Origin of the sequence: Bradyrhizobium sp. 1 (assembly GCF_023073315.1) — a bacterium.
Classification (GTDB): domain Bacteria; phylum Pseudomonadota; class Alphaproteobacteria; order Rhizobiales; family Xanthobacteraceae; genus Bradyrhizobium.
This window is the reverse complement of the sequence record NZ_JADPJH010000038.1, coordinates 230,692-248,525: the sequence shown is the minus strand read 5'-3', so window position 1 is coordinate 248,525 and position 17,834 is coordinate 230,692. Positions and strand designations below refer to the sequence as shown.

General features: G+C 64.5%; 18 protein-coding genes. 10 read left to right on the top strand and 8 right to left on the bottom strand.

Going from position 1 to position 17,834, the window contains the following annotated elements; genetic code table 11:
- Window positions 1-18: 18 nt before the first annotated feature.
- The 3 genes from IVB29_RS37030 to IVB29_RS37020 all read right to left on the bottom strand — a co-directional run bounded on the left by IVB29_RS37030 (window position 19) and on the right by IVB29_RS37020 (window position 2,522).
- Entirely contained in the window at window positions 19-1,587 is a 1,569-nt protein-coding gene (locus tag IVB29_RS37030; protein ID WP_247508362.1) for a caspase family protein, read from the bottom strand.
- Between the two features lie 83 nt (window positions 1,588-1,670).
- Window positions 1,671-1,823, bottom strand: coding sequence for a hypothetical protein (locus IVB29_RS37025; protein ID WP_247508361.1), 153 nt, complete (start codon window positions 1,821-1,823; stop codon window positions 1,671-1,673).
- Between the two features lie 150 nt (window positions 1,824-1,973).
- Window positions 1,974-2,522 (bottom strand): cupin domain-containing protein, encoded by a 549-nt coding sequence (locus IVB29_RS37020; RefSeq protein ID WP_247508360.1) that lies wholly within the window; start codon window positions 2,520-2,522, stop codon window positions 1,974-1,976.
- A gap of 149 nt (window positions 2,523-2,671) precedes the next feature.
- On the opposite strand from IVB29_RS37020, the gene IVB29_RS37015 reads away from it, so the two are divergent.
- Window positions 2,672-4,000 carry an aspartate aminotransferase family protein gene (locus tag IVB29_RS37015; protein ID WP_247508359.1) on the top strand — a complete coding sequence of 443 codons (1,329 nt, stop codon included), beginning with the start codon at window positions 2,672-2,674 and terminating at the stop codon, window positions 3,998-4,000.
- Between the two features lie 49 nt (window positions 4,001-4,049).
- The gene (locus IVB29_RS37010) at window positions 4,050-5,315 is read left to right on the top strand and encodes a D-amino acid dehydrogenase (RefSeq protein ID WP_247508358.1); all 1,266 of its coding nucleotides are present in this window, start codon (window positions 4,050-4,052) and stop codon (window positions 5,313-5,315) included.
- 109 nt (window positions 5,316-5,424) lie between these two features.
- Here the strand turns inward: IVB29_RS37010 and IVB29_RS37005 are convergent, their stop codons facing one another.
- Window positions 5,425-6,078, bottom strand: coding sequence for an XRE family transcriptional regulator (locus IVB29_RS37005; protein ID WP_247508357.1), 654 nt, complete (start codon window positions 6,076-6,078; stop codon window positions 5,425-5,427).
- 179 nt (window positions 6,079-6,257) lie between these two features.
- On the opposite strand from IVB29_RS37005, the gene IVB29_RS37000 reads away from it, so the two are divergent.
- The 4 genes from IVB29_RS37000 to IVB29_RS36985 are packed head-to-tail and all read left to right on the top strand — an operon-like array spanning window position 6,258 to window position 9,749.
- Window positions 6,258-7,016 carry an ABC transporter substrate-binding protein gene (locus IVB29_RS37000; RefSeq protein WP_247508356.1) on the top strand — a complete coding sequence of 253 codons (759 nt, stop codon included), beginning with the start codon at window positions 6,258-6,260 and terminating at the stop codon, window positions 7,014-7,016.
- 52 nt (window positions 7,017-7,068) lie between these two features.
- Entirely contained in the window at window positions 7,069-7,722 is a 654-nt protein-coding gene (locus IVB29_RS36995; protein WP_247508355.1) for an amino acid ABC transporter permease, read from the top strand.
- A complete protein-coding gene (locus IVB29_RS36990; RefSeq protein ID WP_247508354.1) occupies window positions 7,719-8,450 on the top strand; it encodes an amino acid ABC transporter ATP-binding protein in 732 nt (243 codons plus the stop codon). Before IVB29_RS36995 ends, IVB29_RS36990 begins: the two co-directional genes overlap by 4 nt.
- Window positions 8,451-8,462: 12 nt before the next feature.
- Window positions 8,463-9,749: an FAD-binding oxidoreductase gene (locus IVB29_RS36985; RefSeq protein WP_247508353.1), complete on the top strand. Its 1,287-nt coding sequence runs from the start codon at window positions 8,463-8,465 to the stop codon at window positions 9,747-9,749.
- A gap of 2 nt (window positions 9,750-9,751) precedes the next feature.
- Here the strand turns inward: IVB29_RS36985 and IVB29_RS36980 are convergent, their stop codons facing one another.
- Window positions 9,752-11,341, bottom strand: coding sequence for a gamma-glutamyltransferase (locus IVB29_RS36980; RefSeq protein WP_247508352.1), 1,590 nt, complete (start codon window positions 11,339-11,341; stop codon window positions 9,752-9,754).
- Window positions 11,342-11,452: 111 nt separating this feature from the next.
- On the opposite strand from IVB29_RS36980, the gene IVB29_RS36975 reads away from it, so the two are divergent.
- Window positions 11,453-12,226, top strand: coding sequence for an enoyl-CoA hydratase-related protein (locus IVB29_RS36975; protein ID WP_247508351.1), 774 nt, complete (start codon window positions 11,453-11,455; stop codon window positions 12,224-12,226).
- A 22-nt stretch (window positions 12,227-12,248) separates the two neighbouring features.
- Here the strand turns inward: IVB29_RS36975 and IVB29_RS36970 are convergent, their stop codons facing one another.
- On the bottom strand, window positions 12,249-12,425 hold the full coding sequence (locus IVB29_RS36970; RefSeq protein ID WP_247508350.1) for a hypothetical protein: 177 nt from the start codon (window positions 12,423-12,425) through the stop codon (window positions 12,249-12,251).
- 9 nt (window positions 12,426-12,434) lie between these two features.
- Window positions 12,435-12,668 carry a hypothetical protein gene (locus tag IVB29_RS36965; RefSeq protein WP_247508349.1) on the bottom strand — a complete coding sequence of 78 codons (234 nt, stop codon included), beginning with the start codon at window positions 12,666-12,668 and terminating at the stop codon, window positions 12,435-12,437.
- Between the two features lie 202 nt (window positions 12,669-12,870).
- Here IVB29_RS36965 and IVB29_RS36960 point away from each other — a divergent pair, with 202 nt between their 5' ends.
- The 3 genes from IVB29_RS36960 to IVB29_RS36950 all read left to right on the top strand — a co-directional run bounded on the left by IVB29_RS36960 (window position 12,871) and on the right by IVB29_RS36950 (window position 16,982).
- Entirely contained in the window at window positions 12,871-14,943 is a 2,073-nt protein-coding gene (locus IVB29_RS36960; protein ID WP_247508348.1) for a PQQ-dependent sugar dehydrogenase, read from the top strand.
- Window positions 14,900-15,841: an SMP-30/gluconolactonase/LRE family protein gene (locus IVB29_RS36955; protein WP_247508347.1), complete on the top strand. Its 942-nt coding sequence runs from the start codon at window positions 14,900-14,902 to the stop codon at window positions 15,839-15,841. Before IVB29_RS36960 ends, IVB29_RS36955 begins: the two co-directional genes overlap by 44 nt.
- A gap of 115 nt (window positions 15,842-15,956) precedes the next feature.
- Entirely contained in the window at window positions 15,957-16,982 is a 1,026-nt protein-coding gene (locus IVB29_RS36950; protein ID WP_247508346.1) for a histone deacetylase family protein, read from the top strand.
- Between the two features lie 13 nt (window positions 16,983-16,995).
- On the opposite strand, the gene IVB29_RS36945 is transcribed toward IVB29_RS36950, so the two are convergent.
- Window positions 16,996-17,688, bottom strand: coding sequence for a Crp/Fnr family transcriptional regulator (locus IVB29_RS36945; protein ID WP_247508387.1), 693 nt, complete (start codon window positions 17,686-17,688; stop codon window positions 16,996-16,998).
- Between the last annotated feature and the right edge of the window lie 146 nt (window positions 17,689-17,834).

Sequence of the window (17,834 nt, the reverse complement as noted above, 5' to 3'; positions counted from 1 at the left end):
CCGGCGGCACCTCAATGCCTAGAGCCGCTGTTCGCGCAGGTTCTGCTTCGCCTGCGGATTTCCCATTGCGGCCGCCTTCTCGAACAGATCGCGGGCTTTTCGCGTGTTGCGCGGCATGCCGCGGCCGTCATAGTACATCGTCCCGAGGCTGTTCATGCAGGAGTCGTCGTTGAGCGCGACGCCGTGCTCGAACAGGCGCCGCGCCTCGGCATAATCGCGGCTTACGCAACGACCCTTGAGGTAGAGCAGACCGAGGTTGTTCATGGCGGCAGGGACGCCATCGGCGACAGCAGCTTCGTTCAGCCTGATCGCTTCTGTGCAGTCTCTGGCAACGCCCTCGCCCTCCTGATAAAGCCAGGCGAGATCGATCATTGCGATCGGTTCACCGAGCGCTGCAGATTTCTTGTACCAGCGTGCGGCTTCGGCTTTGTTCATCCGAACGCCTGTGCCGCCTTCATAGAGTGTGCCGATATTGTGCGGCGCCAGCGGATAGCCCGCGGCATCGGCCTTGTCGAACAGGCGGCGCGCCTCCGCATAATCCTTGCGTGCATTGGCCGCGCGACCCGCCTCAAAGGCAAATCGAGCCACGTCCGGATGGGCCTGCATGGCTTCGTTACAGGCAACGGTCGCCGCCGCGGCGTTCATCTTGTCGACCTCGACGCCCGGCAGCTCCGCGGCGTGGCCGGCATCATAGGGCTGCGCAGCCAGGCGATCGCAGTCGGTGATGAGGTCGCGGCGTAGCACTTCGTCGGACGGCCGCGCCGCTGATACGCCGGCTGGCGAAACCGGCAATGCCTGCGTCGGCGCAGGCGGCTCGGGCTTCCCCGCGAAGTAGAAGCTGGTCGCGATCGGTGATGAGGCGACCCAAGGCAGTTGTTGGCCGCCAGTCGCCTTCTCCACGGCCAATCCCATCTTGTTGAAAGTTCTGAACAGGCCGTAACCCTGGTGTTGCATGGCGTCGGCAAGGGCGCGCGTGTAAGGGCTGTGGCCGTCGTCGCCATCGAACGCCACGCTGCGAGGCTGCGTGGCAAATGAAATGAGCGTGCCCGGCGGGGCCTGCATCTGGGCCAGTCCACCAGTCCCGCTGCGGAAGCCACGACCGCTGAACGGATCATTGCGGCAGGCATCAAGCAGCATCAGGTTGATTTTGGCGCCGGATTTCTCCATCCGGTCCAGCACGCCTGCGAGGGCGACCCCCTGCACAAACACGTCACCCTCGTCACCCGGATGGGCGTCGACCGGCACGAGGTAGTTGAGGCCGTGTGTCTCGACGCCATGGCCGGCAAAATAGAACAGCGCCACGTCCGCGCCGACCAGTTCCTGGCTGAAGGCTTGCAAGGCTCGGTCGAAGCCAGCCTTGTCGAGATCAATTTGCGCACCGCCGCCGACTATGAAAAAGCCGAGCGAGAGGAGTGTGTCCGACATCAGCCTGGCATCGGCCGCGGGATTAGGCAGCTTGGCAACCGTCTGATAGGCCGAATTGCCGATCACCAGCGCAACGCGTTTCTCGGCTTGCGCTGTAGTTGCGACGCACAGCAGCAGCATCGCGCCGATCAGGCGCGCCACGAGGCCGATGCGGCTCGCCATAGTGCACTCCGCGAAACAGGACGTCCTGGATCTTGGTCGCTGTTTGCGGCATCCCGGTTCAGAAGGTTCGTGGACGCGTCAAGTTAGTTCATCAGCCGGCGGAGCGCCTTGATCCGCTCTCTCTGCGCCTCGATGTACTTCGCGATAGTCTCGCGCAGCTCCCGCGAACTAAGCTTGTCAGTATCGCGCTCAACTTCGTTGAGTGCGGCTTCTGCATTGGCGAGAGCGATCTTCATGGCGAGCCCTGTTACGAAGCGGCCCGGGAATGCTCTGGCTGCTTGGTTATGGCTCGAAGGATATAGAGGATCGCGGCGCAGAAATTGAGATGCCTCAAGCTCCGTAAGATACCGGTGGCTCCGTAACATTCCGGATAACGCTGATGCGCTTCAGAACGTCGGCGGCGTGCAGGCCGAGATCACTTCGCACGGCTTGCCGCCGACGCAGCGGAAGCGATGCGGGCGGCGGCTCTCGAAATAATAGGCATCGCCGGGATTGAGGATGCGGCGCTCGTCCTCAACGGTGACCTCAAGTTTGCCGGAGATCACGATGCCGCCTTCCTCGCCGTCATGGACCAGGTGCACGCGGCCGGTGTCGCTGCCGGGCTCGTAGCGTTCCTTCAGGATCTGCAGGCTGCGGCCGAACAGATTGTCGCCGATCTGCCGATAGGAGATCGGCTTCTTGCCGACCTCGGTCAGCTCTTCCGAGCGGTAGAAGATCTTGCTCCGCGTCTCCGGCTCCAGCGCAAAGAACTCGGCGAGCCCCATCGGGATGCCGTCGAGGATGCGCTTGAGCGCGCCGACCGACGGGTTCATCTGGTTGGATTCGATCAGCGAGATCGTCGAATTGGTGACGCCGGCGCGCTTGGCGAGCGCCCGCTGCGACAGCTTCTGGCGGGCCCGGATGAATCGCAGCCGTCCCCCGATGTCGACGCTCATACCCTGGTCCCGTGTTGCAAGTGTTGCGGATCGCGCAAATATGGACCGGCGGCCCCAGTGAAATCAATGGGTTGTGGCGCCGCAGAAAAGGACTTGTTGCCCTTTCGAAGCCGTGGCTCTGCTATCAGGTCAGCAAAGGAGCGTGGTCCGTGACCCTTCATCAGATTCCGAACACCATCAAGACCGATTCGTTCTGGATGCCGTTCACGGCCAACCGGCAGTTCAAGAAGGCGCCGCGCCTGTTCTCCTCGGCCGAGGGCATGCATTACACCACGGTCGATGGCCGCAAGGTGATCGACGCTTCCGCCGGCCTCTGGTGCGTCAATGCCGGCCACGGCCGCAAGCAGATCGCCGCTGCGGTCGAGCGGCAGCTGATGACGCTGGACTTCGCGCCGTCGTTCCAGATGGGCCATCCGCTGGCGTTCGACTTCGCCGAGCGTCTCGCCGAGATCGCGCCGAAGGGCCTCGACCGCATCTTCTTCACCAATTCCGGCTCCGAGTCGGTCGACACCGCGCTGAAGATCGCGCTCGCCTATCACCGTGCCAACGGCCAGGCGAGCCGCACCCGCCTGATCGGCCGCGAGCGCGGCTATCACGGCGTCGGCTTCGGCGGCACCTCGGTCGGCGGCATGGTCGCCAACCGCCGCGCCTTCGCGACCCTGCTGCCGGGTGTCGATCACATCCGCCACACCCATGATCTCACCCGCAACGCCTTCGCCAAGGATCAGCCGGAGCACGGCGCCGAACTCGCCGACGATCTGGAGCGCCTCGTCGCGCTGCACGGCGCCGACACGATCGCCGCCGTCATCGTCGAGCCGGTGCCGGGCTCGACCGCGGTGCTGCCGCCGCCGAAGGGCTATCTCAAGCGTCTGCGCGAGATCTGCGACAAGCACGGCATCCTCTTGATTTTCGACGAGGTCATCACCGGCTTCGGCCGCCTCGGCACGCCGTTCGCCGCCAATTTCTTCGGCGTCACGCCTGATATGATGACGACGGCCAAGGGCATCACCAACGGCACCATTCCCTGCGGCGCCGTGTTCGCAAGCCGCAAGGTTCACGACGGCCTGATGGTCGGCCCGGAGAACGCGATGGAGCTGTTCCACGGCTACACTTATTCGGCGCATCCGGTCGCTTGCGCCGCGGGCATCGCGACGCTCGATATCTACAAGGACGAAGGCCTGCTCACCCGCGGTGCGTCGATTGCCGAATACTGGCGCGATGCGCTGCATTCGCTCAAAGGTCTGCCGAACGTCGTCGACATCCGCAATTGCGGCCTGATGGGCGCGGTCGAGCTGTCGTCGCGTGACGGCACCGTCGGCGCGCGCGGCTACGACGTGATGGTCGACTGCTTCAATCGCGGATTGTACTTCCGCATGAGCGGCGATTCCTTTGCGCTGTCACCGCCGCTGATCGTCGAGAAGAGCCATATCGACGATATCGTCTCGATCCTTGGCGACGCCATCAAGCGAGTGGCCTGATAATTGCTCTTGCAGCGGCGAGCGTGATGCCGCGGGAGTTTGACGAAGCGTGAAAGTTCTGATCCTCGGCAGCGGTGTCATCGGTGTCACCTCTGCCTACTACCTCGCACGTGCCGGCCACGACGTGACGGTCGTTGACCGTCAACCCGAACCGGCGCTGGAGACCTCTTTTGCCAATGCCGGCGAGGTGTCGCCGGGCTATTCATCGCCCTGGGCCGGTCCCGGCGTGCCGGTGAAGGCAATCAAGTGGCTCTTGATGAAGCACGGCCCGCTGGTGATCCGGCCGAAGCTCGATCCCGTGATGTGGGTCTGGCTCTCAAAAATGCTGCGCAACTGCACCAGCGCGCGCTATGCGGTCAACAAGAGCCGGATGATCCCGATCGCGGAATACAGCCGCGACTGCCTGCGCGACCTGCGCCGCGACATCGGCATTCAATATGACGAACGCTCGCAGGGAACGCTGCAGCTCTTCCGCTACCAACAGCAGCTCGACGGCACCGGCGAAGATGTCGCCGTGCTCAAGCAATATGGCGTGCCTTACGAGACGTTGAGTCGCGAGGGCTGCATCGCGGTCGAGCCGGCGCTAGCAGGCGTGAAGGAGAAATTCGTTGGTGGGCTCCGCCTGCCGCAGGACGAGACCGGCGACTGTCACATGTTCACGCAGGCGCTGGCCAAGCATGCCCAAGCGCTCGGCGTGCGCTTCATGTTCAACACCGGCATCGACCGCATCGTCACGGACGGTGCACGCGTCAGTGGTGTCGCGACCAGTGCCGGCATGTTGCAGGCGGACGCTTACGTCCTCGCGCTCGGAAGCTATTCGTCGCGGCTTGTTGCGCCGCTCGGCATTTCGCTGCCGGTCTATCCGGTGAAGGGCTATTCGATCACGGTGCCGATCAAGGACGCCTCCGGTGCGCCGGAATCCACCGTGATGGACGAGAGCTACAAGGTCGCGATCACCCGCCTGGGGAATCGCATCCGCGTCGGCGGCACCGCGGAAATCTCCGGCTTCTCGACAAAACTCTACGACGCGCGCCGCGCCACGCTCGATCACTCCCTGACCGACCTGTTCCCGCGCGGCGGCGATCTCGCCAAGGCGACGTTCTGGAGTGGCCTGCGTCCGATGACGCCCGATGGTCCGCCCGTGATCGGCCCGACGCAATACGCCAACCTGCATCTCAACACCGGCCACGGCACGCTCGGCTGGACCATGTCCTGCGGCTCCGGCCGCGTGCTTGCGGACATGCTGTCGGGCAAGAAGCCGGATGTCGATGTGAGTGCGTTGACGGTGGACCGGTACAATCACCGGTTCGGCTAAGACTCCATCGCTCGTCATTGCGAGGAGCGAAGCGACGAAGCAATCCAGATTCTTTCCGCGGTGAGACTCTGGATTGCTTCGCTTCGCTCGCAATGACGAAGGAGATAGCCTACCCCACCCCCGTCACGCAATTCACCCACAGCACGACGGCCTTCGCATCATTCGCCGGATTGGAAAACCGGTGCGGCCTGCGGCTGGCAAACCTAAAACTGTCGCCCGTCTTCAGCGACCAGGTCTCGCTGTCCACCGTCAGCAGCATCTCGCCTTCGAGCACGAGGCCGGCCTCTTCGCCGTCATGGGTGTAGAGTTCGTCGCCGGTGGAGCCGCCGGGCTCCAGATGCACCAGGAACAGGTTCAGCTTGTTGTCGGCGCTGGCGGGACTCAGCAACTGTTTTGAGACGCCGGTGCGCCAGAGCTTGAGCTCGGGCCGTTGCAGTCCACGCGTCACCACCTGATCGGATGCGCCGTCGGCGCTCGGGCTCGCGCCGAACAGCGCGGCGATGCCGACACCGAGCACGTCGGCGAGCGTTGCCAGCACACGCAGCGAAGGCGACGACAGGCCGCGCTCGATCTGGCTGAGGAAGCCGATCGACAGCTCCGTGCGCGCTGCGACCGTTTCGAGCGAGAATTGCCTGACGCGCCGGAGATCCCGGATGCGGCGGCCGACCGCGACATCCATCGCGGGCTCGGCCGGCTTGGCCTTGACCGACGCCCTCCTGGCCTTCGCCTTCTTCACCGGCTTTGCGGCGGCCGGTTTGCGCATTCTTTTGCCACCGCTCACGTCAAACCGCTTCCTTCATGTGCATGAAAACCGCTTGCATCGCCCGCGAAAGTGTGACCAAATTTTCATATTGGTGAAAATAGGCCGAAACGGCTCGGCCCGCAACGTCTGATCACGACATGTGCGAGCGCCGCCATCGGCCGGACCCAAAGGGGAATGCGATGAAGCGTTTTGGTCTGGCCGCAGTCGCGGCACTCGCACTGGCTGCCGTTGTGCCCGCCTCCGCGCAGCAGGTGCTGAAGGTCGGCTCGACGCCGACAGGCATTCCCTTCACGTTCCTCGACACCAAGACCAACACCATCCAGGGTATCATGGTCGATCTCGTCACCGAGATCGGCAAGGACGCCGGCCTCAGCGTGCAGATCGAGCCGATGGCGTTCTCGGCGCTGATCCCGTCGCTGACCTCGAGCAAGATCGACATCATCGCGGCGGCGATGTTCATCACGGCGCCGCGCAAGGAGGTCGTCGACTTCTCCGATCCGATCTATACCTATGGCGAAGGCCTCGTGGTGCCGAAGAGCGACACCAAGGCCTATGCCACGCAGGATGATCTGAAGGGTGAGACCGTCGGCGCCCAAGTCGGCACGGCCTTCGTCGATGCGCTGAAGAAGTCCGGCCTGTTCGCCGACGTCAAGGCCTACGACACCATTCCCGACATCCTGCGCGACGTGAACACCGGCCGCCTCAAGGCCGGTTATGCCGACTATCCGATCCTCGCCTACAATCTGAAGCAGGGCGGGTTCCCCGAGGTGCGGCTCGTCGACAGCTACAAGCCTGCGACCGTCGGCTCGGTCGGCATCGGCGTGCGCAAGGGCGAGACCGCGCTGCTCGGCAAGATCAATGCGTCGCTGGCGAAGCTGAAGGCCAACGGCACCATCGACAAGATCCTCGAGAAATGGGGCCAGAAGGCCCAGGGCTGACAGAGGCTCGATGAGGGCTTTTCGATGAAGGCTTTTCGATGAAGGCTTGCCGATGAAAGGCTTCTGGCACGACGCCGTCGAGTTCTTCCCGATCCTGATGAGCGGCGTCGTGCTGACGATTATCGTCACCATCGGCTCGCTGCTGCTCTCGACGGTGCTGGGCCTGATCTGGGCGATGATGCGGGTCTCCGGCATCAAGGCGCTGTCGATGATCAGCGCCAGCCTGATCAACGTGATCCGCGGTATCCCGATCATCGTGCTGCTGTTCTACCTCTATTTCGTGATGCCCGATCTCGGCGTGACGCTGTCGGCCTTGCAGGCCGCAATCCTCGGGCTCGGCATTGCCTACTCGGCCTACCAGGCTGAAAACTTCCGGGCCGGCATTGAGGCGATCGACAAGGGACAGATCGAGGCGGCGCAGTCGATCGGCATGGGCTGGTGGCTCACCATGCGCCGCGTGGTGCTGCCGCAGGCGGTGCGCATCGTGCTGCCGCCCTACGGCAACGTCATGATCATGATGCTGAAGGACTCCTCGCAAGCCTCGACGATCACGGTCGCCGAGCTGGCGCTTCAGGGCAAGCTGATCGCGTCCTCGACCTTCAAGAACACCAACGTGTTCACGATGGTGGCGCTGATGTATCTCACCATGAGCATTCCGCTGATCCTGCTGGTCCGTCACTTCGAGAAGCGGGCGGGCAAGAAATGATCGAGCTCAAGGACGTCCACAAGAGCTTTGGCGAGAACGAGGTGCTCAAGGGCATCACGGCGAACGTCGAGAAGGGCGAGGTGGTCTGCATCGTCGGTCCGTCCGGTTCCGGCAAGTCGACGATCCTGCGCTGTATCAACGGTCTCGAAAGCTATGACCGCGGCGAGATCAGCGTCGAAGGGCTGAAAGTCGACCGCGATGCGCCGTCGATCGTGAAAGTCCGCACCCAGGTCTCGATGGTGTTCCAGCGTTTTAACCTGTTCCCGCATCGGACCGTGCTGGAGAACGTCGTCGAAGGCCCGCTCTTTGTGAAGAGGGAGTCCCGCGCCCAGGCGCTCGAGCGCGGCCGCGCGCTGCTCGCCCAGGTGGGCCTCGCCGAAAAGGCCGACGCGCATCCGCCGCAGCTCTCCGGCGGCCAGCAGCAGCGCGTCGCGATCGCGCGTGCGCTGGCGATGCAGCCGAAGGCGATCCTGTTCGACGAGCCGACCTCGGCGCTCGATCCCGAGCTCGTCGGCGATGTCCTCGGCGTCATGCGCAAGCTCGCCGATGACGGCATGACCATGGTCGTCGTCACCCACGAGATGGGATTTGCCCGCGACGTCGCCGATCGCGTGCTGTTCATCGACGGCGGAATCATCGTCGAGCAGGGGCCGGCCAAGGCGCTGCTCAACCAACCCCAGCATCCGCGCACGCAAGACTTCTTGCGCCGCGTGCTGCATCCGCTCTGACCGGTCTCCGCCATGAACGTGCGCCTGCCTCTGCCGCCCTCGCTCTATGCCGACACCGGCGTGGCGCCGGTTGCCACGCCGCCGCTCGATGTCGACAAAACCGTCTCAGTCGCGATCGTCGGCGGCGGCTACACTGGTCTCTCCACCGCGCTGCATCTGGCGGAGCAGGGTGTCGAGGCCCTGGTGCTGGAAGCGCAGGAGCCGGGCTGGGGCGCATCGGGCAATAATGGAGGTCACACCAATCCGGGCCTGAAGCACGACCCGGATCAGATCGAGGCCGATTTCGGCGCCGAACTTGGCCGCCGCATGATCGCCTTTTCCTACGGCACCACGAACTTCACGCACGATCTGATCCGCCGCTATCAGATCCCCTGCGAAGCAAGACAGAACGGCACGCTGCGTGCGGCCTATCACGAGGCCAGCGCCACCGCGATCGAAAACACCGCGCAGCAATGCATCCGCCGCGGCATGCCGGTGACATACCTGAATCGTGAGCAGCTGCGCGAGATGACCGGCACCGATCGCTATATCGGCGCCATGCTGGACACGCGCGGCGGCGATCTGCATCCCCTCAGCTACGCCCGCGGCCTCGCGCGCGCCGCGATCTCGGCGGGCGCGAAGGTCCATGGCGAGACGCCGGCGCTGTCGCTCCGTCGCGAGGGCAGCCGCTGGCGCATCGAGACGCCGCGCGCGGTCGTGCATGCCGACAAGGTCCTGCTCGCCACCAACGGTTTCACCGATGATCTCTGGCCCGCGCTTCGCCGCACCATCGTGCCGGTGTTTTCGTCAATCGCCGCGACGGCCCCGCTCTCGGACGATATCGCCCGCTCGATCATGCCGACGCGCCCCGTTCTCTACGAGAGCGGCCACATCACCGTCTATTATCGTATCGATCAGCAAAATCGCCTGCTGATGGGTGGTCGCGGCCCGATGCGCTGGATCAATTCGCCCAACGATGTCGCCTATCTCATGCGCTACGCCGAGCGGCTGTGGCCGCAGCTCAAGGGCGTCGCCTGGACCCATGGCTGGAACAGCCGGCTCGCCATCACCAAGGACCATTATCCGCATGTGCACGAGCCGGCGGAGAGCGTCCTGATCTCGCTCGGCTGCAACGGCCGCGGCGTCGCCCTCTCGACCGCGATGGGCGCGCAGCTCGCCCGCCGGCTGATCGGCGGCAACAAGGCCGAGATCGACATGCCCGTTACCGGCATCAAGCCGATTCCGATGCACGCATTCTGGCCGGTGGGCGTGACGACGGCGGTGATCGCAGGCCGCGTGCGCGACCGGCTGGGGATCTAGCCCTAGGCCTCCGCCACAGCATCTGCCCAGGGCTGGAAAATCTCGACCGCACCAAAATTCGTGTCGCCGTCGCGCATCACCACGCTTGGGCAGGCGAATTTTTGCGGCAATGACTGCACCCGCGCTTCCTCATAGTCGAAGCGCGCTGCGAGCGCCTTGCGCGCCTCTGCTGGCAGACGGGCATCGCCAATCACGATCGCACCTTCGCTGGCGTCGATGCGCGGCTGGTGGATGGCGGTATCGAGGTCCATGCCGAAATCCATCGCAAAGGACACGAGCTGCATCACCGAGGGCAGGATGCGGCGGCCGCCGGAGGCGCCGACCGCGAGACGCTTGCCGTCCCCGGTCTCGGCGATGACGGGCGTGTAGTTGGTGAGGCAGCGCTTGCCTGCTGCGAGCGAGTTGGTGGTGCCCGGCGTCGGGTCGAACCACATGATACCGTTGTTCATGGCGATGCCGGTGTGCGGCGTCACATATTTCGAGCCGAACGACGAGAGCAGCGTCTGCGTCACCGCGGCCATGTTGCCGTGGCGGTCGACCACGGAGAAATGCGTCGTGCATGCGGGTGCGAGATATTCCGCGCCGAGCGAGCGCTTGCCGTCGGCATCGCCCATGTCCTTGAGCCGTTCGCGATAGGCTGCTTGCAAGGCCAGTGCATATTCGGCGTAAGCGGCTGCGTCGGGCGCGCTCGCGGGCTTGAGATTTTCCTGCAACAGGCGCAGGGCATGCGCCATGGTCGGCCCGGCCGTGAGCTCCGGCGTCGCATACACCTTGCCGCCGCGATAGGGGATCGCCAGCGGCTCGCGCAAATGGCTGCGGAACGCGGCGAGATCCTCCACCGACAGCGAACCGCCATCGGCCTTGATGTCGGAGGCGATGCTTTTGGCGAGGTCGCCCTGGTAGAAATCGCGCGGACCGGCTTCGGCGAGATGCGAGAGCGTCGCCTTCAATGTCTGAAGCGGCAGCCGCGTCTCGGATTTGATGCCCCATGGTGCGCTCGGCGGCAGGCCGTCCTTCAGGAACGTTGCCGCGCTTCCCGGATAGCGCCTGAGATCGGCGGCCGATGCTGCAATCGTCAGCGTGGTCCACCAATCGACCAGCAGGCCTTCGCCGGCGAGTGCCACGGCCGGCGCGACCAGCTCCTTCCACGGCAACCTGGCGTGGCGGCGATGCGCCTCCTCCATGCCGGCGACGACGCCGGGCACGGCGATCGAGCCGGGACCGTGGATGTTGCGATCGTTCGTCACCCGCTGCCAGGGAAACAGATCGGCGGCTGCGCCCTCGCCGCTGAGCGGGTAGTCGGCGGCGCGCAGGCTCTGCGGCGCGGACATGCCGTAGTCGATGACTTCGTAGCGATTTTCCTTGGCGCGGTAGAGCACCATCGCGCCGCCACCGCCGATGCCGCTGTTCCAGGGCTCCAGCACGTTCAGCGCCATGGTGGTCGCGACGATCGCGTCCACACAATCGCCGCCGGCTGCCAGCACTTGCGCCCCCATTTCGGCCGCCCGCCGCGATTGCGAGGCGACGATGCCGCCTTTGGATGTGACGGAGGGTTTGCGGACGGTTTGGGCGAGGCTGAATTGATGAGGCATGATGTCGCTTGATGTCTTGTGTCGTGGCGTTGTTGCGATGCTTCCCAATTGGCGAAGCGCGGGGACAATGGCACATTGCCGACAACGAGAACATCCAGAGGGGGACGCGACATGGCAGGTGTGAAACAGGCGCGGGATGGCGCGGTCGGGATTTTGACGCTCGACGAGCCGGCGAGCCTGAATGCGATGACGCCGGACCTGCTCGGCGCGCTCGCCGCCGCGGTCGCCGAGATGACGGGGAATGAAGATGTCCGCGCCTTGATCTTCACCGGCGCCGGGCGCGGTTTTTGCTCAGGACAGAATTTGAAGGCATCCGAAGCGCTCGGCGAGGACATAGCGGCCGGCGTGATGCGCTTCTACTGGCCGGCCTTCAGGGCGCTGCGCGAATGCCGCGTACCCGTCGTCGTTGCCGTCAACGGGGTCGCGGCCGGCGGTGGTTTCAGTCTTGCGATGGCCGGCGACATGATTGTCGCAGCGCGGTCGGCGAGCTTCATCCAGGTGTTCAGCCGTATCGCGCTGGTGCCGGATCTCGGCTCGACCTGGCTGCTGCCGCGCCTGATCGGCCGGCAGCGGGCGCTCGAGCTGATGTTGTTGAACGAGCCGCTCACGGCCGAACGGGCGGAAGAGATCGGCCTGGTACGGCAGGTCGTCGACGACGATAAGCTGATGGCGGAGGCGTTAGTGCTGGCGCGTCGTTTGGCCGATGGCCCAACGCGCGCGTTGGTCGCGACCCGTGCGTTGGTCGAGGAGAGCGAGCACGCGACCTATGAGGCGCAATTCCGCCGGGAGATCGAGCTTCAAGCCACGATCCGCAAAAGCGCCGACGCGATCGAAGGCCGCAATGCCTTCGTCGAGAAGCGCAAGGCGAAGTTTACGGGGAAATAGAGGAAGGCGTGGTGGACCGCGCTCAGAGCGAGCGGTCCAGCCGGCTGGCTTGATACTTGGCGTGCCATTTCGGGCCCGGGCCGCGCATGTAGTGGAGCTCGGGGCGGTAGGGGTTGCCGGCGATCCGCACCAGCTTCTGCCATTTGGTGGCGACGAAGGTGAGAGGCTGGCGGAGCAGGGTCAATGAGGCGAACAGCATGGCATCACCTCAATGCGGCTTGCCGAGCATCGCGGTGAAGGGGAGATCGAAAATCTCCTCGCCGTCGTCGTCGGCAATATGGATCACCCAGTCGCGCCAGTCTTCGCTACCGGGCGTCTGGATCATGGAGCGCATGATCTGGGCGGCGCGGTCGCGCGCCTCGGTGAGATTGGCGACGGCGGCGCCGTAGCGGTCGACCAGCGTGCCTTCGGTATTGGAGCAGTGAAAGTACACCTGGACCATATGCGTCTCCTATTGGGAGCGATTGGGATGGCAAACCGATACCATCCGAAGCCTTCGCGAAACATTCGGGTCGAGCCCGGTAAGGGAATCTACGGAGATTGGTCGGTGCGAAGGTCGTTACAGGTTTAATCACAGGCGGGTGATGGCTGGACGGCGCTGAGGCGCCATGGAACAAGTCTCCCGGAAAGCCCGGGAGGCCACCGTGAACCAGTTCACATTCGGGAGCGAACGTCGAAACTTGCGCCTGTTTGCAGCAGTTTTGGCCATAGCGCTGCTCGGCCTTGCCCCGGCCTCGTCCGAGCCGATCCGGAGGAGCGGCTATGCCATCGGGACGGACACCTGCGGCCCCGGCGAACTCGCTTTTCCAAAAATCCAGATCGACATGAAGGCGGGATTTTGCGCCGGCCTTGTCGCCAGCGAAGAGGATCACCTCAAATTTCCGCGTTCGATCGTCCAGGTGCCGGGCCGAGACCTGTTCGTGATCGCCGACATGGGCGGCTGGGGCCACAGCGACGGAAGGCTGTTGCTGCTCGATCCGCATGCTCCCCAGGGGCTGCGGTTCAAGGAGCTGCTGACCGGCGTCGAGTATCCGTTTGGCCTCGTGGTCGGCCCGGACAAGAAGCTCTATGCCTCGACCGCGGAGACGATCTTCCGGTTCGATCCGCTCGCGGACAATCCGCGGAGCACGGTCGAGACCATCATCCGTCACATGCCCGGCCGCCGGATCACGCTGCCCGACGGTACAAGGCTCGACGAGAGCGCGCATCCGCTCAAGCAGTTCGTGTTCGACAGGACCGGCCGGCTGTTCGTCAATGTCGGCTCGCACAGCGACGACTGCATCACACCGGCGCCGATCACAAAGCCCTGTGCGGCCGCGGAGGGCGCGTCCGCGATGGCATCGATCTGGCTATTCACACCGCCCTCAGGCGGCGTCTTCCCGGCACTGAAGCCTGGCGATAGCGACCCGCCACATGCCGTCTATGCGCGGGGCCTGCGCAACTCGATGGCGCTGGCGCTGCATCCGAACTTTCCGGATGCCGGCTACGCCTTCCTGCAGGGCGAGAACGGCCGGGACCTGCCCGACATCTTCAAGCCGAACGAGGAGATCAACGCTGTCGAGCAGGGCAGGCATTATGGCTGGCCCTATTGTTTCGACCTGTCGACGCCGAGCCCTGAATTCAAGCTGGTGCTGCAATCGGGGATCTACAAATCGCTCTGCACGGCGAACGCGCTCTACAAGGCGCCGTTCTCGCTGATGCCGCCGCACGGCGCGCCGCTCGCGATGCTCTATTATCACGGCGCCAAATTTCCGGAGCTGGAGGGCAAGCTGCTGATCGGTCTGCACGGCTATCGCCCAACCGGCAGCCGCGTCCTCGTCTACGATGTCGACGATCACGGCTTCCCGAAGCCCGCGCCGGCGCCGGTGCGCTATCACGTCAGCTGCGCCGCCGATCCGACCCACAGCTTTCAGACCGAGGCCGGCGAGGTCGCCGCTGCGCCGTTCGAGGAGCTGATCGCCGGCTGGCATCGCGTCAACGGCGCGCGACCGCAAGGTGCGCCGGTCGGCATGACGGTCGCGGAAGACGGCGCGATCTGGTTGGTGGAGGACAAGAACCAGACGGTGATCCGCATCGATCGCGCCACGGGCGACGCGCCTCAGCCGTTGCCCTGCGACACGCGCAGCCAGGCGATGATCGATCAGCTCGCGGCCTTCGTTGCCAGGGATGCGCAAAACAGCATCCGCCTCACCACGCTGCGCAAGGGTCTCGTCGAGAAGCATTGCGTCGGCTGTCATTCGGATTTCGGCCTGAAGGCAGGACAATCGGAGGCAGAGAAGGACAAGACGGTGCTCCGCTTCATGCTGTCGCAGGACGGCTGGGTCTATCCCGGCGATCCCGATGCCGGCAGGCTGCGCACGCGCCTTCGCGGCATCGGCGCCGAAAAGCTGATGCCGCCGGGCGGCGAGAACCTGCCGAAGACCGAGCCCGGCTACGCGCGCCTGCTCGAAACCGCCGACCTGCTCGTTGCGAAAATGGTTCCGGGTACGCGGATGCGGATCAAGCCCGGTCCGCCGCAGCGCAAGTTCTTCGGCAAAACCAACAAGGAATGCGGCGAAATACCGGCCAGTAAGGTCGTTGTCGTGACACAAAGGAGCGCTGTAGACAAACCCGGCTTCAGCCGATTCTTCCGGCCGGCCGATCCCTATCTGAATGGCGAGTGCAGTGACGACGATGGCTATTACATCCGGCAGGAATTTCTGGTGCCTGTGCAGTAGCATTTTGCTCGTCGTCGCGACGCCGCTGGCCGCGACCGAGACAAAGCTGTTCGATAGCGTGCAGGTGACGCCCGGCAGCGAATATACGTTCGGCATCGAAGGGCCCGCCGCCGATCTCGACGGCAATTTGTTCGTCGTCAATCTCGGCAAGGCCGGCACCATCGGCAAGCTGCCTGCGGGCGGCGCAGCTTCGGAGCTGTTCGCAGCACTCCCTGAAGGCAGCGTCGGCAACGCAATTCGTTTCGATCGCGGCGGCACCATGTTCATTGCCGATTACAAGAAGCACAACATCTTCACCATTGCGAAGGGCGCGACCGAGCCCACCGTCTGGTTTCATTCCGACGAGATGAACCAGCCCAACGATATCACGCTCGCGCGCGACGGCACGATCTACGCGAGCGATCCGAACTGGAAGGGCCGGGAAGGCCACATCTGGCGCATCGCCAAAGCCGCGGATGGATCGGTGCAGGGGCAGGTGATGTCGGCGCCGCGCGCAATGGGCACCACCAACGGCATCGATCTCAGCCCCGACGGCAAGACGCTCTATGTCGGCGAATCCAGCAGCGGCCAGATCTGGTCCTATGCGATCAATGGCCACGAGCTCACCAGCGCAAAGCTCGTCAAGACATTCCAACCCGACACCGTCGATGGCCTGCGCACCGACGTGGCCGGCCGGCTCTATATCGCGCGCATCCTCAAGGGCACGATCGCGCTGATGAAGCCGAATGGCGCGGTCGAGCGCGAGATTACCCTGAAGGGCAAGGAGCCGACCAACCTCGCCTTCGGCGGCAGCGATGGCAAGACCGTCTTCGTCACCCAGCGCCAGGGCGGCTTTGTCGAATCCTTCCGGACGGATCAGCAGGGCCGCGAGCACTGCCTTCAGCGCGGCCGTTGCTGAGCTTCAAAGGCGGTCTGCTCAGAGCGCAGGGCGGCGGCATTCTTCTTGCTTGCTTCTGGCGGCCGCGGGGATCAAGACATCTGTGGCACCTTCAAAGCGACCACGGAGTGTTTGAGTGAAAGCCGTCCATACCGAACTGCACCGCAGCCACGATCCGCAATTCTTCCTGGTTCGCGGTGTCGTCAAGCGCACCACCGAGCAGCCCGAGCGCGCTGATCGTCTGCTGAAGGGATTGAAGGACGGCAAGCATCAACTGGTCGAGCCGACGACATTCGGGCAGGGGCCGCGCGCGCGCATTCACAGCCCGGAATATCTGATGTTCCTCAGCGAAGCCTGGGACGCCTGGACCGCGCTCGGCGATTCCGGCCCCGAGATGATCGGCAACATCCATCCCGTGCGCCATGCCGCGACCTATCCGACCCATATCGTCGGCAAGCTCGGCTGGCACACCGCCGACACCGCGGCGCCGATCGGCCCCGGCACCTGGGCCGCGGCGTGCGCGGCGACGGACGTTGCAGTCACCGCCGCACAGATGGTGATGGACGGCGAGGACGCCACCTACGCGCTCTGCCGTCCGCCCGGTCATCACGCCTATCGCGACATGGCCGGCGGGTTCTGCTTCCTCAACAACAGCGCGATCGCCGCTGCACATCTGCGGCTCAAGCACGAGCGCGTCGTGATCCTCGACGTCGACGTCCATCACGGCAACGGCACGCAAGGGATTTTTTACGCGCGGCCCGATGTCTACACGGTGTCGATCCACGCCGACCCCGTTGCGTATTATCCTTACGTGTGGGGCTATGCGCATGAGCGCGGCGAGGGGCCGGGCCTCGGCACCAATCTCAACATCCCCTTGGCCATCGGCACCGGCGATGACGGTTATATCCAGGCCATGGATGTCGCGCGCAAGGCGATCGAGTCCTTTGCGCCGGGTGCGCTCGTCATCGCGCTCGGCTTAGATGCCTCCGAGCACGATCCGCTCAAGGGCCTCGCCGTCACCACGCCAGGCTTCCGCCGCATCGGCCAGGCCATCGCCAAGCTGGGCCTGCCGACCGTGTTCGTGCAGGAGGGTGGCTATCTCTCGGATATTCTCGGCGCCAACCTGACCTCGGTGCTGGCAGGATTTGAAGAGGCAAGGTGAGGCGAACGGCCTCCTAATCCTTGAACAATATCTGCTCAAGCAGATCGATCCGCCTGATCCGGATGGTGCTGCCGTCGATGGCGATGATGCGGCGGTTCTGGAAGCGCTTCAGCATCATCGTGACCCATTGCCGGGTCGAGCCGACCATGGCCGCAATCTGGTCATGGGTGATCTTGCGGTTGATGATGACGGTGTCGCCATCGGCCGTGCCGTGCAGCTCCGACAGCGTGAGCAGGAACTGCGCCAGCCGTTCGATCACCGAGCGCGTGCCGAGGATCTGCGCCATCGACGAGTAGCACTTGCCCTTGGCGATCAGGCCGTCGATCAGTGCCAGCGCGAAGCTCGGCATGCCGGTCAACAGCTTCTCGAGTGCGGGGCCGGACAGTGCCGAAATCTCGCAGGCCTCGATGGCGATGCCGGACCACATGTGAATGCCGCCGCCTGATATCTCCGGACCTCCGATGAAATGTCCCGGCGTCCAATAGGCGAGCGTGATCTCGCGCCCCGAGGGCGCCGTATAATAGACCCGCACCTGCCCGCGGAGGATGATGAAGATGCCGTCGTGGCCATCGCCCTGGCTGAACACCATCTCGCCCTGCGGCACCGCGATCGTGCGGCCGGCCGCGTGGACGCGCGATTGTTCTGGCGCCGACAAACGATCGAGGAAATGCGCGCCGGCGTTCAATCCATCGATCGTCTCGCTCATGAACAGCGCCGAGCTCGCTGTCTTCGCGCGTGCGCTGCGGACTGCCTGCGTCTTATCGCGGCCGGTCCAGTCGAACTGAACCCCTGGGTGAGGACGGTCGGCGAAAGCGGCAGGCTCGGTCGCGGCAGCTTCCTTGAGTATGGTCA